Origin of the sequence: Streptomyces flaveolus (genome assembly GCF_000716535.1) — a bacterium.
GTDB classification, from domain to species: Bacteria; Actinomycetota; Actinomycetes; order Streptomycetales; family Streptomycetaceae; genus Streptomyces; species Streptomyces flaveolus_A.
Genome location: NZ_JNWV01000027.1, coordinates 1 through 20,267, shown reverse-complemented (window position 1 = coordinate 20,267; position 20,267 = coordinate 1). Strand labels below are relative to the sequence as shown.

The 20,267-nt window shown below is 73.9% G+C and carries 17 protein-coding genes and 6 tRNA genes; 14 read left to right on the top strand and 9 right to left on the bottom strand.

The window, feature by feature from the left end:
- Nucleotides 1-154 precede the first annotated feature (154 nt).
- The 3 genes from cobT (at nucleotide 155) to OO52_RS27640 (ending at nucleotide 6,764) form a co-directional block, all read left to right on the top strand.
- On the top strand, nucleotides 155-4,486 hold the full coding sequence (gene cobT / locus OO52_RS47945; protein ID WP_078966017.1) for a nicotinate-nucleotide--dimethylbenzimidazole phosphoribosyltransferase: 4,332 nt from the start codon (nucleotides 155-157) through the stop codon (nucleotides 4,484-4,486).
- A gap of 141 nt (nucleotides 4,487-4,627) precedes the next feature.
- A complete protein-coding gene (gene cobA, locus OO52_RS27645; RefSeq protein WP_030654897.1) occupies nucleotides 4,628-5,860 on the top strand; it encodes a uroporphyrinogen-III C-methyltransferase in 1,233 nt (410 codons plus the stop codon).
- Between the two features lie 85 nt (nucleotides 5,861-5,945).
- A complete protein-coding gene (locus tag OO52_RS27640; RefSeq protein WP_030654900.1) occupies nucleotides 5,946-6,764 on the top strand; it encodes a TrmH family RNA methyltransferase in 819 nt (272 codons plus the stop codon).
- Nucleotides 6,765-6,805: 41 nt separating this feature from the next.
- On the opposite strand, the gene OO52_RS27635 is transcribed toward OO52_RS27640, so the two are convergent.
- Nucleotides 6,806-8,278, bottom strand: coding sequence for a serine/threonine-protein kinase (locus OO52_RS27635; RefSeq protein WP_030654902.1), 1,473 nt, complete (start codon nucleotides 8,276-8,278; stop codon nucleotides 6,806-6,808).
- A 603-nt stretch (nucleotides 8,279-8,881) separates the two neighbouring features.
- Between OO52_RS27635 and OO52_RS51700 the strand changes: the two genes are divergently transcribed.
- From OO52_RS51700 to OO52_RS27620, 3 genes are all read left to right on the top strand, one after another.
- The gene (locus OO52_RS51700) at nucleotides 8,882-9,058 is read left to right on the top strand and encodes a hypothetical protein (protein WP_030654904.1); all 177 of its coding nucleotides are present in this window, start codon (nucleotides 8,882-8,884) and stop codon (nucleotides 9,056-9,058) included.
- Between the two features lie 295 nt (nucleotides 9,059-9,353).
- Nucleotides 9,354-10,352, top strand: coding sequence for a phosphotransferase family protein (locus OO52_RS27625; RefSeq protein ID WP_030939337.1), 999 nt, complete (start codon nucleotides 9,354-9,356; stop codon nucleotides 10,350-10,352).
- Nucleotides 10,353-10,433: 81 nt separating this feature from the next.
- Nucleotides 10,434-10,730 carry a zf-TFIIB domain-containing protein gene (locus OO52_RS27620; RefSeq protein ID WP_078877259.1) on the top strand — a complete coding sequence of 99 codons (297 nt, stop codon included), beginning with the start codon at nucleotides 10,434-10,436 and terminating at the stop codon, nucleotides 10,728-10,730.
- A gap of 52 nt (nucleotides 10,731-10,782) precedes the next feature.
- On the opposite strand, the gene OO52_RS27615 is transcribed toward OO52_RS27620, so the two are convergent.
- The 5 genes from OO52_RS27615 to OO52_RS27595 all read right to left on the bottom strand — a co-directional run bounded on the left by OO52_RS27615 (nucleotide 10,783) and on the right by OO52_RS27595 (nucleotide 11,253).
- A tRNA-Val gene (locus OO52_RS27615) sits at nucleotides 10,783-10,854 on the bottom strand.
- A 29-nt stretch (nucleotides 10,855-10,883) separates the two neighbouring features.
- Nucleotides 10,884-10,955 (bottom strand) — tRNA-Val (locus OO52_RS27610).
- A gap of 40 nt (nucleotides 10,956-10,995) precedes the next feature.
- Nucleotides 10,996-11,067, bottom strand: a tRNA-Val gene (locus tag OO52_RS27605).
- 1 nt (nucleotide 11,068) lies between these two features.
- Nucleotides 11,069-11,142 (bottom strand) — tRNA-Cys (locus OO52_RS27600).
- Between the two features lie 38 nt (nucleotides 11,143-11,180).
- Nucleotides 11,181-11,253: transfer RNA gene (locus tag OO52_RS27595), tRNA-Gly, on the bottom strand.
- 178 nt (nucleotides 11,254-11,431) lie between these two features.
- Between OO52_RS27595 and OO52_RS27590 the strand changes: the two genes are divergently transcribed.
- The 3 genes from OO52_RS27590 to OO52_RS27580 are packed head-to-tail and all read left to right on the top strand — an operon-like array spanning nucleotide 11,432 to nucleotide 14,179.
- On the top strand, nucleotides 11,432-12,487 hold the full coding sequence (locus tag OO52_RS27590; RefSeq protein ID WP_030659070.1) for a chorismate-binding protein: 1,056 nt from the start codon (nucleotides 11,432-11,434) through the stop codon (nucleotides 12,485-12,487).
- Entirely contained in the window at nucleotides 12,484-13,305 is an 822-nt protein-coding gene (locus tag OO52_RS27585) for an aminotransferase class IV (RefSeq protein ID WP_030659071.1), read from the top strand. Before OO52_RS27590 ends, OO52_RS27585 begins: the two co-directional genes overlap by 4 nt.
- A gap of 49 nt (nucleotides 13,306-13,354) precedes the next feature.
- Nucleotides 13,355-14,179 carry a GNAT family N-acetyltransferase gene (locus OO52_RS27580; protein ID WP_030659072.1) on the top strand — a complete coding sequence of 275 codons (825 nt, stop codon included), beginning with the start codon at nucleotides 13,355-13,357 and terminating at the stop codon, nucleotides 14,177-14,179.
- Between the two features lie 140 nt (nucleotides 14,180-14,319).
- Here OO52_RS27580 and OO52_RS27575 read toward each other — a convergent pair whose 3' ends face one another.
- The gene (locus OO52_RS27575; RefSeq protein WP_030659073.1) at nucleotides 14,320-14,844 is read right to left on the bottom strand and encodes a DsbA family protein; all 525 of its coding nucleotides are present in this window, start codon (nucleotides 14,842-14,844) and stop codon (nucleotides 14,320-14,322) included.
- A 233-nt stretch (nucleotides 14,845-15,077) separates the two neighbouring features.
- On the opposite strand from OO52_RS27575, the gene OO52_RS27570 reads away from it, so the two are divergent.
- Together OO52_RS27570 and OO52_RS27565 are read left to right on the top strand one after the other, a co-directional pair.
- The gene (locus tag OO52_RS27570) at nucleotides 15,078-15,521 is read left to right on the top strand and encodes a hypothetical protein (RefSeq protein ID WP_030659074.1); all 444 of its coding nucleotides are present in this window, start codon (nucleotides 15,078-15,080) and stop codon (nucleotides 15,519-15,521) included.
- 103 nt (nucleotides 15,522-15,624) lie between these two features.
- Nucleotides 15,625-15,828, top strand: coding sequence for a hypothetical protein (locus tag OO52_RS27565; RefSeq protein WP_037631165.1), 204 nt, complete (start codon nucleotides 15,625-15,627; stop codon nucleotides 15,826-15,828).
- 99 nt (nucleotides 15,829-15,927) lie between these two features.
- Here OO52_RS27565 and OO52_RS27560 read toward each other — a convergent pair whose 3' ends face one another.
- Nucleotides 15,928-16,488 carry a CGNR zinc finger domain-containing protein gene (locus OO52_RS27560; protein WP_030659075.1) on the bottom strand — a complete coding sequence of 187 codons (561 nt, stop codon included), beginning with the start codon at nucleotides 16,486-16,488 and terminating at the stop codon, nucleotides 15,928-15,930.
- A 317-nt stretch (nucleotides 16,489-16,805) separates the two neighbouring features.
- Nucleotides 16,806-17,219: an SsgA family sporulation/cell division regulator gene (locus OO52_RS27555; RefSeq protein ID WP_004002642.1), complete on the bottom strand. Its 414-nt coding sequence runs from the start codon at nucleotides 17,217-17,219 to the stop codon at nucleotides 16,806-16,808.
- 191 nt (nucleotides 17,220-17,410) lie between these two features.
- Between OO52_RS27555 and OO52_RS27550 the strand changes: the two genes are divergently transcribed.
- From OO52_RS27550 to OO52_RS27540, 3 genes are all read left to right on the top strand, one after another.
- A complete protein-coding gene (locus tag OO52_RS27550; RefSeq protein ID WP_030659076.1) occupies nucleotides 17,411-17,887 on the top strand; it encodes a TIGR02611 family protein in 477 nt (158 codons plus the stop codon).
- 84 nt (nucleotides 17,888-17,971) lie between these two features.
- Nucleotides 17,972-18,043 (top strand) — tRNA-Val (locus OO52_RS27545).
- Nucleotides 18,044-18,510: 467 nt separating this feature from the next.
- A complete protein-coding gene (locus tag OO52_RS27540; RefSeq protein WP_051819138.1) occupies nucleotides 18,511-19,557 on the top strand; it encodes an alpha/beta fold hydrolase in 1,047 nt (348 codons plus the stop codon).
- Nucleotides 19,558-20,267 lie beyond the last annotated feature (710 nt).

Below are 20,267 nucleotides of genomic sequence, written 5' to 3'. Positions count from 1 at the left end.
ACGACCGGGACAATGCCACTGAATGGCTTTGTCGCCTTTTCCGGCGGGTCGTCGTGCCGCTGGGCACGGACGCTCGTTCTTCACTGCGGGCGGTCGGTGCGCCGTTCCGGGTGAGCTGGTCGTAGGAGCACTAACCGATGGGCGAGGGGTACGCATGACCGACACCGGCCAGGTCCCGGGCGAGGGGCAGCCGGAGAGCGCAGGCATGGTGGAGCAGCCGGGCGTCCCCGCGCACGGTGCGTACACCTACCTCTCCGAGGCTCCCGCCGAGGACGAAGACCTGCTGCTGCCGGGTGCCCAGGGCGCGTGGGGCAACGAGGTGCCGCCACCCGCTCCGGAACCGGTGGTGGAAGCCGTCCACGAGCCGGGCCCGCACGAGACGTCCGGCCGTGACAGCGGCTCCGTCGACCTCAGCGGTGTCCGCCTGCCCGACACGGGCCCGGCGTCGGTACCGCCGTCACCCATCCTCTCGGCGCCGCACGACCCGACGGCCGCCCCGCAGCCGCCGCGCCGCCCGCTGCACCTCGGCCCGCCGATCCCCGACACCTCCGCCAGCCCGGTCCGCTCCCTCGCCGACCGCGGCCCCGCGGGAGCGCCGGTGCGGCAGCCCGGACCGGCGGCGAGCGGCCCCGAATACCTCGACGCCCAGTCCCAGGCAGCCCCGCAGAGCGCTGCCCCCTGGGGCGCGGCCCAGGTCGCCACCCAGGCCCCGGCTGCCGAAACGGTTGGCCCGTCCGACGCGGCCCAGGCGGCGGTGGCCCGCCTCACCAGCCAGGCGTCGTCCCCGACCGGCGACACCGGCCACGTGCAGGTCGTCCACGGCCACGACGGGGTCCAGCCGGTCCACGCGCACGACGGGGTGTACACGGCACCGGCGACGCAGGGCACCGAGGCCGCGCAGGCTCTAGGGGAGCCGGGTGCGGAGGCTGCCCAGATGAGCGTGACCGGGGCGGACGTGGCTTCCGGTGAGGGCGGTGCCGTCGCCGACGCGGCGCCCGCGGCCGAGGCGAACCCGGCGGGTCAGGCCGTACAGACCGCTGACGCCGAGTCCGGGCCGGCGCAGGTCGCCGGGGTTCCGGGCGGTGTGCGGGGAGCTGAAGCGGGCGCCGAGCAGACCGCGGCCGGTCAGGTACCCCCGCTGCCGGAGGCCGCCGGGGCGGACTCGGCGGACCAGAGCGCTCCGGCCGAGACGGCGCCGGAACAGGCCGCACCGGCCGGCGCGCTGCCTTCGGAGACCACCGGTGCCGAGGGGGCTGCGGACGCGGCTCCGGTCGCCGGTGCGCCTGCCGAGGCGACGGCTCAGCCGCCGGCGCCGGCGGAGACAGCCGATGGCGCACAGCCGGGCGAGGCTTCGCAGCCCAGCGATGCCGGGCCGGCCCCGGCTGCCGGGGAGGTGGCCGCTGTGGACGCTACGGACGCGGCGCAGCTCGCCGACCCCGCACAGGCTGCTGTTGTCGGGCAGGCTGCCGACGTGGCGCAGGTTGCCGACGTGGCGCAGGCTGCCGGTGGTGCCCGGAGTGTCGAGGCTCCGCAGGCTGCCGCGCAGCCCGCCGACCCTGCGCAGGTTCCTGTTGCTGAGCAGGCTCCCGACGCGGTACAGGCCGTCGACGGTGCGCAGTTTGCCGAGGCGCCGCAGGCTGCCGACGCGGCTCAGGTCGCCGGCGACGCGCAGCCCGCCGAGGCGCCGCAGGCCGTCGATGCCGGGCAGGTCGCCAGCACGTCGCAGGCCGCCGATGCCGCGCAGCCGTCCGGCGCCGAGCAGATTGCTGGTGCTCCGCAGCCGGCCGACGCCCCGCAGGCCAACAGCGGCGCGCAGACGCCCGAAGGGGCGCAGCAGGTTGCCGGCGACGCGCAGCTCGCCGAGGTGCCGCAGCCCGCCCACCCTGCGCAGCCGACCGGCGCCGAGCAGAGCGCCGAAGCCCAGCAGGCTGCCGCCGCGCACGCCGCCGGCGCCGCCCAGCCCCACCTTCCCGCCGAGGCCCACGCCCCCGTCGCTCCCCAGGGCGCGGTCGAGTCGCCCGATGCGGTCGCCCCCCACGGCGCGGGCGAAGCCACCGCCGCGGCTGCCGCCCGGAACGAGGTCGCGGCTCCCGACGCGGCCACCGCCCAGGTTCTCGACGCGCCGGTCGCCCAGGTGGCGGTCGACGGCGCCGACCCGGCCGCCCCCCAGACGCCGCAGCCCGCCACCCCGGCCGCGGAGGTGCCCCACGCCGACGGCACCCAGGCACCGGTCCCAGCCGTACCCGTGCCCGCTGAGGCCCCCCACGCCGATGCGGCACGGGCGAACCCGGCGCAGACCGCCGTACCCGCCCCCTCCGTGGGTGCCGGCGCCCCCGAGGCCGTCGAGGTGGTCGAGCCGGTCGTGCTCCAGGGTCCGCAGCTCGCCGAGAGCGTCCCGCACGCCACCGACGCCCCGGCCGCACAGGCCGTCCCGCACCCGGACGCGGCGCCGGGGACCGACGTACCCGACGCCCCGCACGCGCAGCACCCGGAGCAGCCGCTGCCCTCCGGGCTCCCCGTGGGGGCGGATCCGCGGCCGCTCGGGGAGTTCGTGCCGGTGGAGGGCCAGGTGCCGACCACCCCGCACCTGGCGCCCACCCCGCCGCACCCCCTCGTCGTGCCCGCGCCCCGCGAGGGCGAGCCGGCCGGGGTGCCCACCCCCGATGTCGTCCAGCACGCGGAGGACCTGCAGACCAGGGCCGCCGACCAGGAAGAGAGCGCGGTCCCAGTGGCGGAAGCACGACAGTCCCCGGGCCCCGCCGCACCCGGCTACGCCGACGCCGAGCGCGAGGCCGTCCTGAAGGTGATGCGCGAGCGCCGCGACATCCGCAACGGCTTCCGCAGCGACCCCATCCCGCACGAGGTGCTGCTCAGAGTCCTGGAGGCCGCGCACACCGCGCCGTCCGTGGGCCACTCGCAGCCCTGGGACTTCGTCGTCATCCGGTCCGCCGAGACCCGGCGGACGATGCACGAACTGGCGATGCGGCAGCGCGAGGCGTACGCCAAGTCGCTGCCGAAGGGCCGGGCCAAGCAGTTCAAGGAACTGAAGATCGAGGCCATCCTCGACACCCCGGTCAACATCGTCGTCACCGCGGACCCCACCCGCGGCGGCCGGCACACGCTCGGCCGTCACACCCAGCCGCAGATGGCGCCCTACTCCTCGGCGCTCGCGGTGGAGAACCTCTGGCTCGCCGCCCGTGCCGAAGGCCTCGGCGTCGGCTGGGTCAGCTTCTTCGACGAGCGGGAGATGGTCCGCGCGCTCGGCCTGCCCGAGCACCTGGAGGTCGTCGCCTACCTGTGTGTCGGGTACGTCGACGAGTTCCCGGACGAGCCCGAGCTGATGCAGGCCGGCTGGTCCAAGCGACGCCCCCTGTCCTGGGTGGTGCACGAGGAGACGTACGGCCGCCGCGCCCTGCCCGGAGAGGAACCCCACGACCTGCTTGCCGAGACCGTCGCACAGATCCGCCCGCTCGACGCCAAGGCGCTCGGTGAGGCATGGGAGCGCCAGAAGCGCATGACCAAGCCGGCCGGCGCGCTCGGCATGCTGGAGATCATCTCCGCACAGCTCTGCGGGCTGTCCCGGCAGTGCCCGCCGCCGATCCCGGAGCCCGCCGCCGTCGCCATCTTCGCCGGCGACCACGGCGTGCACGCCCAGGGCGTCACCCCCTGGCCGCAGGAGGTCACCGCCCAGATGGTGGCCAACTTCCTCGGCGGGGGCGCCGTCTGCAACGCCTTCGCCAGTCAGGTCGGCGCCGAGGTGTGCGTCGTGGACGTGGGCGTGGCCGCCGACCTGCCGGCCACCCCGGGCCTGCTGCCCCGCAAGATCCGCGGCGGTACGTCCGACATGACCACCGGACCCGCGATGACCCGTGAGGAGGCCAGGGCGGCCATCGAGGTGGGCATCGAGACCGCCCGCGACCTGGTGGCGGCCGGCAACAAGGCGCTGCTCACCGGTGAGATGGGCATCGCCAACACCACCGCGTCCGCCGCGCTGATCTCCGTGTTCACCGGCGCCGACCCGGCGGAGGTGACGGGGCGCGGCACGGGCATCAACGACGAGACGCTCGCCCGCAAGACGGAGGTCGTGCGCCGTGCCCTGGAACTCCACCAGCCGGACCCGGCCGATCCGATCGGCGTCCTCGCGGCGATCGGCGGCTTCGAGCACGCGGCCATGGTGGGCCTGCTGCTCGGCGGCGCCTCGCTGCGTACGCCGGTGATCCTGGACGGTGTCAGCGCCGGCGCGGCGGCCCTCGTGGCCCGCGCCATCGCCCCGGAGGTCCTCGCGGCCTGCATCGCCGGCCACCGCAGCGCCGAGCCTGGCCACGTGGCGGCCCTGAACAAGCTGGGCCTGCGCCCCCTGGTCGACCTGGACCTCCGCCTGGGCGAGGGCACCGGCGCCCTGCTCGCCCTGCCGCTGGTCCAGAGCACGGCGCGGGCGATGCACGAGGTGGCCACGTTCGATTCGGCGGGGGTCACGGAGAAGTAGGCCCCGCGGGACGGGTGGTCCGGTGTTCAGCTGTCGGACCACCCGTGTCCTGTGCCCTGCCCACAGCTTAAAATCTGCACGTCAGGGCCGCTCCGAAGGTGCAGCGCGCCCATCGCACCGCTGCACGAGGAGCCGCCCCTCATGGCCGAACACCCCGCATACCCCGTAGGCCTCCGCCTCTCCGGCCGTCGCGTGGTCGTTCTCGGCGGCGGCCAGGTCGCCCAGCGCCGCCTCCCGGCGCTCATCGCGGCCGGCGCGGACATCGTCCTCGTCTCCCCGGAGGCGACCCCCTCGGTCGAGGCCATGGCGGACACCGGCGAGATCACCTGGGTGCGGCGCGGGTACGAGGACGGCGACCTCGCCGACGCCTGGTACGCCCTCATCGCCACCAGCGACCCCGCGGCGAACGCGGCCGCCTCCGCCGAGGCGGAGCGCCACCGCGTCTGGTGCGTCCGCTCCGACGACGCCGACCAGGCGACGGCGTGGACCCCGGCGACCGGCCACAGCGAGGGCGTCACCGTCGCCGTACTCACCACGCACGCGCGGGGCCGCGACCCCCGGCACACCGCGGCCATCCGGGACGCGGTCGTCGAGGGCCTGCGCGACGGCACCCTCGTCGCCCCGCACCACCGCACCCGCACCCCCGGCGTGGCCCTGGTCGGCGGCGGCCCCGGCGACCCCGACCTGATCACGGTCCGCGGCCGGCGCCTGCTCGCCGAGGCGGACGTCGTCATCGCCGACCGGCTCGGCCCGCGCGACCTGCTCGCCGAACTCCCGCCGCACGTCGAGGTGATCGACGCGGCGAAGATCCCCTACGGCCGCTACATGGCCCAGGAGGCCATCAACAACGCGCTCGTCGAGCACGCCAAGCAGGGCAAGGCGGTCGTGCGGCTCAAGGGCGGCGACCCGTTCGTCTTCGGCCGGGGCATGGAGGAGGTCCAGGCGCTCGCCGAGGCCGGCATCCCGTGCACGGTGGTCCCCGGCATCTCCAGTTCGATCTCGGTGCCGGGCGCGGCCGGCATCCCGGTCACGCACCGGGGAGTCGCCCACGAGTTCACGGTCGTCAGCGGCCATGTGGCGCCGGACGACGAGCGCTCGCTGGTCGACTGGCCCTCGCTGGCCAGGCTCACCGGCACCCTGGTGGTCCTGATGGGCGTCGACAAGATCGGGAAGATCGCCGAGACGCTTGTCGCGCACGGCAAGTCGCCCGCGACACCGGTCGCCCTGGTGCAGGAGGGGACGACGGCCGCGCAGCGGCGCGTGGACGCCACCCTGGCCACGGTCGCCGAGACGGTCCGCGCCGAGGACGTGAAGCCCCCGGCGGTCATCGTCATCGGCGAGGTGGTGCGGGTCGGCCCGGAGCCCTCGGCGTGACCTTGGCCTGATCACGCGTAACCCGCCGGTAACCCACCCCTTCCCAGCCGTTGGCACCACACCCAGGACAAGGCAGTATCACCCTGTGGCCGATCTCATCACCGTCGAGGACCCCGACGACCCGCGCCTCGCCGACTACACGGGCCTGACCGACGTCGAGCTGCGCCGCAAGCGCGAGCCCGCCGAGGGCCTGTTCATCGCCGAGGGCGAGAAGGTCATCCGCAGGGCCAAGGAAGCCGGCTACGAGATGCGGTCGATGCTGCTCTCGGCCAAGTGGATCGACGTCATGCGCGACGTCATCGACGAACTCCCCGCGCCCGTCTACGCCGTCAGCCCGGAACTCGCCGAACGGGTCACCGGCTACCACGTCCACCGCGGCGCCCTCGCCTCCATGCAGCGCAAGCCGCTGCCGACGGCCGGCGAACTCCTCCGCTCCGCCCGCCGGGTGGTGGTCATGGAGTCGGTGAACGACCACACCAACATCGGTGCGATCTTCCGCTCGGCGGCGGCCCTCGGCATGGACGCGGTGCTGCTGTCGCCCGACTGCGCCGACCCGCTGTACCGGCGGAGCGTCAAGGTCTCCATGGGCGCGGTGTTCTCGGTGCCGTACGCCCGGCTGGAGACCTGGCCCAAGGGCCTGGACTCGGTCCGCGAGGCCGGTTTCACCCTGCTCGCGCTCACCCCGGACGAGAAGGCCCGCACCCTCGACGAGGCCGCCCCGCACAGGATGGACCGGGTGGCGCTCATGCTCGGCGCCGAGGGCGACGGGCTGTCCACGCAGGCGCTGGTCGCCGCCGACGAGTGGGTCCGCATCCCGATGTCCCACGGCGTCGACTCGCTCAACGTGGGCGCGGCGGCCGCGGTGGCCTTCTACGCGGTGGCCACGGGCCGGCCGGAGTCCTGACCGGCCTTAACCCGCGCCCGCTGAACCCTCGCGGACGGCCCTCAGTTGCCGGCGTCGCGGCTCACGGCCGACCTGTTCGGGTTCGGTACGAACGTCACGTCGCCCAGCGGCGAGTGCTCCGGCCGGGTGTGCTGCTGCTGGGGGACGCCGTCGTCGCCGAGACCGCGCGCGGGGCCCTGGCAGCCCTGGGCCACCGCGATCCCGAGCGCCACGAGCAGCGTCACCACCACGAACACGAACAGCCGCTGCCGCAGCAGCCGCGGATTGGCCGGCCGCCGTAGGCTCCCCGTCGGGCGCTGCCCCGGCCGACCGGAACCGCCGCGCTGAGCGGGCCGGCCGCCACCGGAGCGCGGGCCGCCGCCGCGCGGCACCGGGGTGGGGCGCGCCGTACCCGGCCGGGAGGTCGCGGCACCGCCACCGCGCGCACCGCTGCCACCGCGTGAGGGCACCCCGCCGCGCGAGGACGCTCCGCCACGGGACGGCACATCGCCGCGCGCGGACACCCCGCCCCGGGAGGACACGGAGGGCGCACCGCCCCGGGCGGGGGTGCCGCCACGCGGCAGCGGCGTACCGGGGGAGGCGCGCCGCTGGGTGCGCTGCTGCTCGGGGTAGGTGTCGGCGAGCCGCCCGGTGGGCCGGTCCGCCTCGGCGGCACGCGGCGCGGGCGGCCGTACGCCGTCCAGGCCCTGCGCCTCCCGGGCGGCGATCTCCTTCAGCCGCAGCGACAGCTGGAGCGTGCTGGGCCGTTCGTCGGGGTCCTTCGCCAGGCAGGCCCGGATCAGCGGGGCCAGCGCGTCCGGTACGCCGTGGAGCTGCGGCTCCTCGTGCACCACCCGGTACAGCATCACCTCGGAACTGCCGTGCCCGAACGGCGAGTCGCCGGTCGAGGCGTACGCCAGGGTCGCGCCCAGCGAGAAGACGTCGGTGGCCGGTGTGACCGCCGCCCCGCGCACCTGCTCCGGGGCGAGGAAGCCGGGGGAGCCGACGGCCGTGCCCACGTGGGTGAGCGTGGAGGCCCCGGTGGCCCAGGCGATGCCGAAGTCGATGATCCGCGGCCCCTTCGGGGACAGCAGGATGTTGGAGGGCTTCAGGTCCCGGTGGACGACCCCGGCCTCGTGCACGGCGACCAGCCCCTCGGACAGGGCCGCGCCGATCGCCGCCGTGTCCGCCGCGCCGAGAGCGCCCTCCTCGGCGACCTTGTCGTGCAGGGACGGTCCCGGTACGTACTGGGTGGCGAACCACGGCCGCTCGGCCTCCAGGTCCGCGGCGACCAGCCGGGCCGTGCACCCGCCCCGGATCCGCCGCGCCGCCGACACCTCGCGCGCGAACCGCGACCGGAACTCCTGGTCCTCCGCCAGATCGGGCCGGATCACCTTCAGGGCGACCCGCTGCCCCTTCTTGTCGGAGCCGAGATAGACCACGCCCATCCCGCCCGCGCCGAGCCGTCGGTGAAGCCTGAACGAGCCGACGACGCGCGGGTCCTCGCGCCTCAGGCGCATCATCGCCATGTTCATCCCCGCTGCCCGGTCCCTGTGACGTGGCACAGCTTACGTTTCCACGGCCGCCTGCGCGCAGAGGCCGCGCCCTCTGGGCCGGATGGATTGTGTCGGCCGTCCGGGGGAGGTGAAACCCGGTCAGCAAGCTCCCGCCCGCGGCGACTTCGCGCCACCGGTGGCCTCAACCGGTCGGCGCGGCAGGGAGGTTGCCGTCCTGCTGGGCTGCGGTGCACGGGTACGCACGCCCACCGGCCCGTGGCCGGCGGCGACCTGCCGCCGCGCCCGCGCCCCGGAACTCGATCCACCCCCGGCACCCCCGCCGACCCGGACGGGAGTGATCGAAGTCACTCAACTCACCCCATAGAGCGCGTCGGAAATAACGGGACAGAGTGGGCTACCCCTCCGGGAAGACCCCGAGACACCGGCCCGCGCCTCCACCCAGGGGAGTACATCGCAGGTCATGGCTCATCCTCATGGAGGCCCGGCAATCGGTACGCGGGCATGACGCCCGGTGGTCGCCGCGCGCCTAGATTTGAGGTCAAGCGGCGGGTGCAGCACTCGTCCCCCGAGGTCAGACACCCGCCGCTGCCGACGACAACCGACACGGTCAGGAGAGGGACCATGGCCTACACGGCACCGCGACGCACGGCGTTCGCCCCCCGCCGGACGGGCCGTCGCCACCCCTTGGTGGCGACGCTCATGGCCCTTCCCCTGGCGGCCCTGCTCCTGCTCGTCTTCGACGGCTGGGAGACGGTGGCCACACAGGCGTCGTCCGTGGGTGCGATGCTGGGGCGCTGAGCGGCGACCCCAGGCCCGGAAGAGCGGTCCGGGCGGGGACATCCATCCATGAAACCCCGTGGGGACGGGGGTACGGCGGACGGCACAAATGCCGGCGCAGCTGGGGAGCTGCGCCGGCATTGGCCGTTTCCCAGGCGCCGTCGGCACGCGGGTCGCATGCCGGCTGCGGACGCGTGGGGGCACTCCGCGCGGTTCCCCGCGCTCCTGGGGAACCGCAGCGCGCCGCGCCGCACAGCCGTGAGCCCCAGCCGCCCCGGTACCCTCGCCCCGACACCCCACCCCGCCCGAGGCCCCCTTGACCGCAGACACCGACACCGGCAACCCCGCCCTCATATCCGCGCTGGCCGACCAGGCCAAGGCCGCGGCGCACCCCCGTACCCCCACCACCCCCTGCTCCTGCCGCAGCACCCCCCTCGCCGACCGCCAGGACGCCACCGTCGTCCGTCACGACGCCACCGTCGCCAAGGCCCACGCCCCGGACACGGACCCCGTCGCGCTCGCCCTCCGCGTCACGACGGCAGCCGGCGTTCCCGACCTGCTCCTGCCCCCGCTCACCCGGGACACGGCCACCCTGTACGACCGCCCGGTGACCTTCTGGCCGTACGGCGTCCCCGTGGACCCGGACGACCCGGACGCCGCCCCCTGGGAGGCCGCCGCCACCCTCCTCGCCCGCCTGCACCGCACCCCCGTCCCGGCCGGCCTCCCCCCGATGCGCGGCCCCGCCAAAGCCGCCCGCGCGCTCGACCGCCTCCGCGCGGCCCTGCGCGGAACGCCCGGAGCAGCCGCGCACCCGGTCGCCCGTCCCGTCCTGGACGCCTGGGCCGCCCTGCCCGCCTGGGCCCGCGCGGAGGCGCCGATGCCCGGCCCGTCGGCCCTGTGCCACGGCGACCTGCACCTCGGCCAGCTCGTCCGGCACCCGGCACCGGACGGCCCGTGGAAGCTGATCGACGTCGACGACCTCGGTGCCGGCGTCCCGGCCTGGGACCTCGCCCGCCCCGCCGCCTGGTACGCCTGCGGACTCCTCCCGCCCGACGAGTGGACCCGCTTCCTGACCGCCTACCGCGAGGCCGGCGGCCCGGCCGTACCCGTGGACGGCGACCCCTGGACCGCCCTGGACGTCCCGGCCCGCGCGCTCACCGTGCAGACGGCCGCCCTGGCGGTCACCAAGGCGCTCGCCGCCGGCCGCCCGCTGGACGAGGTGGAACAGGCCGTGGTGGACGCCTGCGCGCGCATGCCGTCCGTCCCCGCCGGCCTGCCGCGCCCCCCTCGGTCCGCGCCCGGATTCCGGGACTAGGCTGCAACCGCCCGGGGCCGGACGGAGTCTGTCCTGGGGAAACACCTGAGCAGGACCGACCGGCGAGGAGTTGAGCCGACCATGCAGTGTCCGAAGTGCCATGCGCCGATGCACACCTACAACCGCAACGGCGTCCAGATCGAGCAGTGCAGCGGCTGCCGCGGCATATTCCTCGACTACGGCGAGCTGGAGGCGCTGACCCGCCTGGAGGCCCAGTGGTCGCAGCCGGCCGCGCCGCCCCCGCCCGCCGCCCCGCAGGCCTATCCGGCGGCCCCGCCCGCGCCCGCCTGGGGCGCCCCGCACGGCGGCCACGGCGGTCACGGTCACTACGGCCACCAGCGCCACAAGAGCTTCGGCCACATGCTCTTCTCCAGCTGAGCACACGCAGAAGCCCCCGGCCGTGCGAGACGGCCGGGGGCTCCTTGCTGTGTGGACGATACTGGGATTGAACCAGTGACCTCTTCCGTGTCAGGGAAGCGCTCTCCCGCTGAGCTAATCGTCCGCGGGCTGTGACCCGAGAGTCACAGGCAGTGCGCGATACTGGGATTGAACCAGTGACCTCTTCCGTGTCAGGGAAGCGCTCTCCCGCTGAGCTAATCGCGCGGGTGGGATCTTCGAGAAGACCCAGGATCCGAAGATCCAGTGGACGATACTGGGATTGAACCAGTGACCTCTTCCGTGTCAGGGAAGCGCTCTCCCGCTGAGCTAATCGTCCTTGGAGGTGGAGACGGGATTTGAACCCGTGTAGACGGCTTTGCAGGCCGTTGCCTCGCCTCTCGGCCACTCCACCAGGAGTGTAAGGGGATCGGGACGACCCCTTCTCCTTCGAGCGGACGACGAGGCTCGAACTCGCGACCTCAACCTTGGCAAGGTTGCGCTCTACCAACTGAGCTACGTCCGCTTGTCGTTTCGGTCCGCTCCCGCGTCCCGGCGACGTGTTGAACTCTAGCGGATTCCCGGGCCAGTACAAAAACGCGTTTGCGCAGCGTGCTGCGGTGCACCCGGCGGACCCCGTGGCCAGGACCTCCTCCGGGACATCCCGGAGCCACCTCCCGGACACCCGCCCTAGACTCGACCACGTGCTCCACCACCCACCCGGACTCCCCCCGCTGGCCCGCTTCGGCGACCGCGTCGCCACCGGCCTCCTCGACGTCACCAGCGATCCGGCGGCCCTCGACTCCACCGGCTTCTGGGCCGTCTGCGCGGACTTCGAGGGCCGTTTGACCTGCGCGCGCTTCGCGGACGTACGCGAGGAGCCGGTGCCCGCGCCGGTGCCCGGCGGCTGGCGCGGCCCGCGGCCGGGGGGCTGGACCTCTTCCCTGGACCGCGCCGCGTACACGGCGGCCGTCCACCGCATCCGCGAGCACATCGCGGCCGGCGAGGTCTACCAGGCCAACCTCTGCCGCGTGCTCAGCGCGCCGGTCGGCCCCGACGCCGACGTGGACGCCCTGACCGCCCTGCTGGCCCGCGGCAACCCGGCGCCGTACGCGGGAACGATCCGGCTGCCGGAGCACGGCGTGGAGATCGCCACGGCCTCGCCCGAGCTGTTCCTGCGCCGGGACGGCCGTACCGTCGAGTCGGGACCGATCAAGGGCACCGGACGCACCGAGGCGGACCTCCTGGAGAAGGACCACGCCGAGAACGTGATGATCGTGGACCTGGTCCGCAACGACATCGGCCGCGTCTGCGCGACCGGCAGCGTGACCGTCCCCGACCTGTGCGCCGTGGAGAAGCACCCGGGGCTCGTCCACCTCGTCTCCACCGTCCGCGGCGAGCTGCGGGCGGACGCCGGCTGGCCGGAGCTTTTGGCCGCGGCTTTCCCGCCCGGCTCGGTCACCGGCGCCCCCAAGTCGAGCGCCCTCAGGATCATCGAGGCGCTGGAGACGGCACCGCGCGGCCCGTACTGCGGCGGAATCGGCTGGGTGGACGCCGACCGCGGCACCGCCGAGCTGGCCGTGGGCATCCGGACCTTCTGGATCGACCGCGCCGCGGGCGCCCTGCGCTTCGGCACCGGAGCCGGCATCACCTGGGGGTCCGACCCCGAAGGGGAGTGGCGGGAGACCGAGCTGAAAGCGTCCCGGCTGCTCGCGGTAGCGTCGGGGACGTACGACGAGACCGAGGGGGCGCTGCTGTGAGGATCTGGCTGGACGGCGAGCTGCGGGACATGGAGTCCGCCAGGATCTCCGTCCTCGACCACGGGCTGACCGTCGGCGACGGCGTCTTCGAGACCGTCAAGGCGGTCCACGGCACACCGTTCGCGCTCACCCGGCACCTGGACCGGCTGACCCGCTCGGCCCGCAGCCTCGGCCTGCCCGACCCGGACCACGACGAGGTGCGCCGCGCCTGTACGGCCGTCCTGGAGGCGGACCCGGTGCCGCTCGGCCGGCTGCGGATCACCTACACCGGCGGCCACGGCCCACTCGGCTCCGACCGGGGCGAACAGGGCCCGACCCTCGTGGTCGCCGTCGGCGGGACCAGCCGCCGCCCGGACTCCACGGCGGCGATCACCGTCCCGTGGACCCGCAACGAACGCGGCGCCCTCGCCGGCGTGAAGAGCACCTCGTACGCCGAGAACGTCGTCGCCCTGGCCCGCGCCCACCAACACGGCGCCTCCGAGGCACTGTTCGGCAACACCGTCGGACAGCTCTGCGAGGGCACCGGGTCCAACGTCTTCGTCGTCCTGGACGGCGAGATCCACACCCCGCCGGTCACCTCCGGCTGTCTGGCCGGCATCACCCGGGCCCTGGTGATCGAGTGGGTCGGCGCCAAGGAGACCGACCTGCCGCTGGACGTCCTCCAGCGCGCCGACGAAGTCTTCCTGACCTCCACCCTGCGGGACGTACAGGCCCTGCACCAGATCGACGACCGCGAACTGCCCGGCGCCGGGGGCCCGGTGGCCGCCGAGGCCATGCGGATCTTCGACGAGCAGGCCGGACGGAACCTGGAACCCTGAGCCGGAAAACGGGCTGACGCGGGCGGTCGTCGTGGGTAGAACACCTGTGATGACCACGACCCTGCGGCCGGCCGAGCCGCTCCAGCAGCACCCCGACGGATCCCGTTCCCGCCGTTACGCGGTGTGCGTGAACAGCCGTCCCGTCGGCGAGATCCACCTCGGCACCTCGCCGTCCCTCGGCGCCTCGGTGGCCCGCCTCATCGACCTGCGGATCGCCGAGCCCGACCGGCGGCGTGGCCGGGGCACCGTGGCCGCGCTCGCCGCGGAGGAGGCGGCCCGCGCCTGGGGCTGCGTACAGATGGAGGCGGTGGTGCCCGCCACGGCGGACGCCGCGCTGCGCCTGTTCGGAGCTCTCGGTTACACGGTGCGCAACCGCGGCATGGAGAAACGCCTCGGCAGCACCCCGCCCGCGCTGCCCCCGGGCAGCCACGCGCGACCCATGACCGAGGCCGAGTTCGCCGCCTGGCAGGAGGCGGAGAGCGAGCGGTACGCGCGCGGGTGGATCGGGCGGGGCATCCCCGAGGCCGCGGCCCGGGCCAAGGCCCGCGACGACCACGCGCGGCTGTTGCCGCACGGGCTCGCGACCGAGGGCGTGCTCTTCAGCGTGCTGGAGCACGCGGGCGTCCGGGTGGGCACCCTCTGGCTGGCCCTGGAGGAAACCAAGGCGTTCGTGTTCGACGTGGAGGCCGACGCCGCCCACCGCGGCCGAGGACACGGCCGCACGCTCATGCTGCTGGCGGAGCGCCAGGCGATCGAGGCCGGCCGGACGGTCCTCGGCCTCAACGTGTTCGCGGGCAACACCCCGGCCGAGCGGCTGTACGCGTCGCTCGGCTACGAGACGGTGACCCATTCCCTGAGCAAGCCGCTGCTGTAGGACTGCGAGCAAGCCGCTGCTGTAGGACTGCGCGTGCCCGTTCCCGCGCCTGTGCCCGTGCCGCTGCCGCGTGCCGTGGAGCGACGGGGCGCGAGCCGCCGGGCCCTCGTCAGCCGCCCGGAGCCTCGCCCCGCCCTCCGTCAGGCCTCCCGGCCGGCCAGCAGCCGGTCCGCGATCTCCTCGATGCGCTCGCGCAGGCCCTCCTGGCTCTTGCCCCCGTCGAGGCGCTCGCCGTCGATGACGTACGTCGGGGTGCCCGTGACGCCGATCGCCTTGCCCTCGGCCTGGTCGGCGTCGACGGCCAGGATGTGCCGGCCGTCGATCAACGCCGTGTCGAACTCCTCCGCGTCCAGGCCGAGTTCCCGGGCCACCTCGACCAGGAAGGGTTCTCCCTGACGGTCCAGCTCCTCCACCCGCTCCAGCACGGCCTCCACGTACGGCCAGCCCTTGCCCTGCTCCAGCGCCTCCTCGGCGGCCTGGGCGGCGGCGAAGGCGTGCTTGTGCTTCTCCAGCGGGAAGTGCCGCAGCCGCAGCTCCAGTCGGTCGCCGTAGCGGGCGCGCAGGGCGCGGACGTCTTCCAGGGCGGTGCGGCAGTCGGGGCACTGCAGTTCGCACCAGACGTCGAGGACGAGGGCTTCGGTGCGTGCGGGGGAGGAGTCGCTCATGGCCACCAGTCTTCCAGGCCGGGGCCGGGCGACCCAATCGGGACCTGGGCCGGCCCGCGGGGGCCGAGGACCGGTACTCCGGGCTTTGACCTGGAGCACTCCGGGCTTTGACCAGGACCGGCACTTCCGTAGGAGGTGACCCGGAGATGTCCCTGATGTCTGGCTGGGGCATGGCATCGCGGGCACGGGGCGGTGCACGATGGAAGCGACGAACGAGCCCGCCAGGAGGACGGATGATTGCCGAGACAGTCTGCTCCGCCGTGTCCGCGGCGGGCCTGGGTATCGCGGTGGTCACGGCCTACCGCAAGCGTTTCCTGGCGGCGGCCCGCCTCGCGGCCTACTCGCTGGTGCCGATCGGCCTGGTCATGACCGGGGTCGTCGGCTGGCTGGCCGACACCGCCCTCAGCCCCACCGCCTGGGCGGGCTTCGGAGTGCTGGGCGCGGCCTGGCTGCTGTTCGCCGGCACCCGCGCCGTGGAGCGACGGCGCGGAGGTGCGGGTCGCGAGGCGGCCGGGCGGGACGCGGTGGCACCCGCGGCCTCGGCGCCGTCCCTGGGCGAGGCTCCCCGGCCCATGGCGCGCCCCACGGCCGGGCCGCGGACCGGCACGCCCCGGGCCGCCGACTCGGCCGAGGACTTCAGCGACATCGAGGCCATCTTGAAGAAGCACGGCATATGACAGTCACATGACTCGCTGAAACGACACAGTGGGTCAGTGGACGTCCGGAATCGTTCACGACCCGAACGAGACCTCACGGTATTCGGCGAACTCCCCAAGATCCGTGAGCGTTGATCGCGGACGGCCCGTCGGGTGCGCCATCATCGGCCGCGAGATGCTGGACACGCAACAGAGCGAGGCCGCGCCGCCGAAGGACGAGCCGCGCGGGTGCCTCTTCGCCCTTTCCCAGCCACCGCTGATGATCTTCCTTGCGGTGATCGGGTGTCTGCTGCTCATGGCTGCGCTGCACGACCTGCTGTTGCTGTGAGCCGTACACGTCCGTCCCGGCGCCACCCGCCGGGACCGACGTCGCACCGGGGCGGGCGGAGAACACCTCGGCCCGCCGCCTTCTCGGCCCGTCGTCTTCTCAGCCCGCCGCCTCCTTGCGCCGGGCCCGGTAGGCGGCGACGTGCAGACGGTTGCCGCAGGTGCGGCTGTCGCAGTAGCGGCGCGAGCGGTTGCGGGACAGATCCACGAAGGCGCGCCGGCAGTCCGGTGCCTCGCAGCGCCGCAGCCGTTCCTGCTCGCCGGCCACGACGAAGAAGGCGAGTGCCATCCCGCAGTCCGCGGCGAGATGGTCCGCCACGGAAGCACCCGGGGCGAAGTAGTGCACATGCCAGTCATAGCCGTCGTGGTCGGTCAGACGGGGCGTGGTGCCCGCCGCGGCGACCAGTTCGTTGATCATCATTGCGGCGGACCGGGCGTCCGGGGCCGCGAAGATCGCCGCGAACCGCGCCCGGACCCTGCGCACCGCGGAGAGGTCGAACTCCGAGAGCAATCCGACATCGCTCATCTTGTGGCTTCGTACGAAATCCGCAAGAGCCGGGACATCGGGCAGTCCGTCCGCCGCCGCGTCGTCCTCCGGCGCGGTGTTCACCAGATCCACCACGGTGTCGAGGGCGCACCGGGTGTCGTGGGTGATCAGCACGTTTCGCTCCCTGGCCTGGGGGTCGGGCGGGCGCCCGCCGATGCTGGCCGATGGTAGCGACAACCGCGCCCACCGCACCCGTGTGTGCCCGACCTCTCGCTCGCCGGTGGAACGCGGCCCGTCCCCCGGGAGTTCCCGCGCCGGGCCACCCGGACGGAGCGCGGTCGGACGCACACGGAGCGCAGCCGGGCGCCCACAGCTGGACGCCGCCTCCGTGACGCTCACGGTGACGGCGCCGGCCTGTGCCGTATGCGGTTGTCTTGGCCCGAGCCGTCTCCCCGAGTGGACGGCGCCGGGCTGCTCGGAAGGGCCGCGACCTAGCTCTCCGCCAAGATGTGCGAGAGCTCCTGATCCAGGTCGAAGTGCCGGTGTTCCGTGCCGGGCGGCACGGCGGCGTCGGTTCGCTTCAGGAAGGACTCCAGGGCCCGCGCGGGGGCCTCAAGCAGGGCTTCCCCCTCCGGGGAGCTGAGGGCGATGCACACGACGCCCTGACCATGACTGCGGGATGGCCAGACGCGGACGTCGCCGGTGCCGGTGGGCCGGTGAAGCCCCTCGGCGAGGAGGTCGCGGGCGAACACCCACTCGACGGTCTCCTCGGCTCCGGTGTGGAAGGTGGCGTGCACGGCGTAGGGGTCGGCCGTGTCGTACCGCAGGCCTGCGGGGACAGGCAGGGAGGACTCGCTCGACACAACGAGGCGCAGGTGCAGCTCGCAGCTGACCGTGGTGTTCATAAGCGCCAGGGCCTTTCGCTCAGTGTGCGCTCGGGGATTCGCACGTCGGCGAAATCGACATGCCACCTACGGTGCCGTTGTAAACCCCTCTGAGGGTTTTGCGTGTGTTTACGTAACTCTTCCGGCCGAGAACTCGTACCAGACCTACGACCATTCCAGTGACTGGATTCACTCGGGTAGGGTTTGTCTGTATGAATACGGGGAGTGACGAGCCGGGCGAGGTCGCCGTGGCAGCGGACGAGGCGAGGACGGACCGGCCCGAGGGCGAGCAGCAGGCCGGGCACGAGGCCGAGCGCGGGCTCGGCTCACGCGCGCCGGAATTCATCAAGGCCCGCCGGCTCCTGCACCTGAGCTGGCAGGTCGGGGTCTTCGTGGTCGGCCTCGCGGTGGTCGGCGCGGGGATCGTCATGCTGCCGCTGCCCGGGCCCGGCTGGGTGGTGATCTTCGGGGGCATGGCCATCTGGGCGACCGAGTTCGTCTGGGCCCAGCTCGTGCTCCGCTGGACCAAGCGCAAGGTCACCGAGGCGGCCCACCGGGCCCTCGACCCCAAGGTGCGCCGCCGCAACATCGCACTGACCGTGATCGGGCTGGTGATCATCGGCGTGCTCGCCGGGATCTACCTGTGGAAGTTCGGCTTCGTCATGCCGTGGAAGATCAAGGACCAGTGACGGAACTTCCGGGGCGGACGGCCCTCGCCGCCCCGCTCCGGTCGGAGGCACCCCCTGACATGGGGTAATGTTCTTCCTGCGCCCGGGCGATTAGCTCAGTGGGAGAGCGCTTCGTTCACACCGAAGAGGTCACTGGTTCGAACCCAGTATCGCCCACCCGGACCGACGGCCCACCTGCGACCAGCAGGTGGGCCGTCGGCGTGTGCGGGCGCCTTCGACGGCGACCCAGAGGCGGCCGGCCGCGGTGCCCTCGCACACCGTCGCCTTTTGCCGAACGGGCAACAACCCTCGTGCTCGCCGGACCCGTCCAGCGGATCATCGTCGCGCGGGCCCCGACCGACCGTCCGAGCGCGAGCCGTCGGACACCGGCGCGCCCGCGCACACCGTCCCGACGGGCGGCCCGCCCCCAGAGCCACGAGCCCGGCACCGACGGCCCGCCCACACCGCTGGGCCGCGGCCCGGCGCCGACGGTCCGCCCGGCTCCGTCACCGACCGCGCGCCCCGACCGATGATCGTCCCCGTCACCGACTGCACGGAACCGGCGCCCCACCCGGGCCGACCACACCGGCACCACCCACACCGCAGATTCGGCTCGCGCAGGCACACCATCACCAGAAGGCCCCATGCCGCCCACCACCCCCAGCGCCGCCCCCGCAGCCTCCGCCGGGACTCCGGGCGGCACCGCCCTCACCCACCACCTCCTCCCCACCGCCGCCGGCCGCACCCACGCCGTGCAGCAAGGCGATCAGGGCCCCCTCGTGCTGCTCCTGCACGGCTTTCCGGAGTCCTGGTACGCATGGCGTCACCAGTTGCCGGTGCTCGCCGCCGCCGGTTACCGGGCGGTGGCGATCGACGTGCGTGGGTACGGGCGTTCGTCCAAGCCGGAGTCCGCGGACGCGTACCGGATGCTGGACCTGCTCGCGGACAACGTCGCCGTGGTGGAGGCGTTGGGTGAGCGGTCCACGGTGGTCGTCGGGCACGATTGGGGCGCGTCGATCGCCGCCGTGTCCGCGCTGACCAGGCCGGACGTGTTCCGGGCCGTGGGTCTGCTGAGCGTGCCGTACACCCCGCCGGGCGGCCCGCGGCCCAGCGAGGTCTTCGCGACGATGGCGGGGGACGGGACCGGAGACGGCGGCGGGGAGGAGTTCTACGTCTCGTACTTCCAGCGGCCGGGCCGCGCGGAGGCCGAGATCGAGCCCGACGTGCGGGGGTGGCTCGCCGGCTTCTACGCGGCCCTGTCCGCCGACACCATGCCCGCGCCGGGCGCCCCCGCCCCCTACTTCGTCAGCCCCGGCGGCACTCTGCGTGACCGTTTCCCGGTCGGCGTACTGCCGTCCTGGCTGGGGGAGCGGGACCTCGACGTGTACGCCGGTGAGTTCGAGCGGAGCGGGACGACCGGGGCCCTGAACCGGTACCGGAACATGGACCGGGACTGGGCGGACCTGGCCGATCACGCGGGCGCCCCGATCACGCAGCCGTCGCTGTTCATCGGGGGTGAGCGGGATGCCTCCCCGGCCTGGCCGGCCGGCGCCCTGAAGGCCTCCGCCGAGACCCTGCCGGGGCTGCTCGGCTCGCACATCCTGGACGGATGCGGGCACTTCGTGCAGCAGGAACGCCCGGACGAGACGAACCGAATCCTGCTCGACTGGCTCGCGTCCCCGCCGGCCTGATCGGCCTCGGCCTGGCGGATTCTCCGGTCTGTGGTCCGCCGGCCTGATCTGTCCCGGCCTGGCGGCTCTGCGGTTTGCGGTCCGCCGGCCTGATCGGTCCCGGCGTCGCGGATCTGCGGTCGCCGGCCTGATCGGCCCGGCCTCCGGGTACGGAGTCTGCGTGGATTGGCCCCTGCCTGGGGGCCACGGTCTGCCGGGCTGATCGGTTCAAGCCTGGCGGGTCTGCGGTTTGCGGTCTGTCGGCCTGCTCGGTCCCGGCGTCGCGGATCTGCGGTCGCCGGACTGATTGGCCCCTGCTTCGGGGTCCGGAGTCTGCCACGTTGATTGGCCCCTGCCTCGGGGGCGGGGGGCGCGGTCTGCCGTCCTGATCGGTTCAAGCCTGGCGGGTCTGCGGTCTGCCACGCTGATTGATCCCTGCCTCGCGGGGCCGCGGTCTGCCTTTCTGATCGGTTCAAGCCTCACGGTCTGCGGTCTGCGATCTGCCGGCCTGATCGGCCCCAGCCTCGCGGATGCCATCTGTGGTCTGTCGGCCGGACCGGTTCCAGCGGCACGAGTTCGCAGCGTGTCGGCCTGACTGGCCCCAGCCTCGCGGTCTGCGGTCTGCGGCCGACCGGTTGCGTCCTGAGAAGTGGTGTACGGGTTCCCACCTGATCCGGGCGTTTGCCCCGGCGTCGGAGTGAGAGTCCGGATACAAGAACGGCCACCGGCTG

Coding starts and splice junctions, on each gene's coding strand:
- OO52_RS27550 (WP_030659076.1), top strand. CDS start 17,411: ATGAATACGGGGAGTGACGAGCCGGGCGAGGTCGCCGTGGCAGCGGAC.
- OO52_RS27555 (WP_004002642.1), bottom strand. CDS start 17,219: ATGAACACCACGGTCAGCTGCGAGCTGCACCTGCGCCTCGTTGTGTCG.
- OO52_RS27620 (WP_078877259.1), top strand. CDS start 10,434: ATGCAGTGTCCGAAGTGCCATGCGCCGATGCACACCTACAACCGCAAC.
- OO52_RS27580 (WP_030659072.1), top strand. CDS start 13,355: ATGACCACGACCCTGCGGCCGGCCGAGCCGCTCCAGCAGCACCCCGAC.
- OO52_RS27635 (WP_030654902.1), bottom strand. CDS start 8,278: ATGAACATGGCGATGATGCGCCTGAGGCGCGAGGACCCGCGCGTCGTC.
- cobA (WP_030654897.1), top strand. CDS start 4,628: ATGGCCGAACACCCCGCATACCCCGTAGGCCTCCGCCTCTCCGGCCGT.
- OO52_RS51700 (WP_030654904.1), top strand. CDS start 8,882: ATGGCCTACACGGCACCGCGACGCACGGCGTTCGCCCCCCGCCGGACG.
- OO52_RS27570 (WP_030659074.1), top strand. CDS start 15,078: ATGATTGCCGAGACAGTCTGCTCCGCCGTGTCCGCGGCGGGCCTGGGT.
- OO52_RS27575 (WP_030659073.1), bottom strand. CDS start 14,844: ATGAGCGACTCCTCCCCCGCACGCACCGAAGCCCTCGTCCTCGACGTC.
- cobT (WP_078966017.1), top strand. CDS start 155: ATGACCGACACCGGCCAGGTCCCGGGCGAGGGGCAGCCGGAGAGCGCA.
- OO52_RS27540 (WP_051819138.1), top strand. CDS start 18,511: ATGCCGCCCACCACCCCCAGCGCCGCCCCCGCAGCCTCCGCCGGGACT.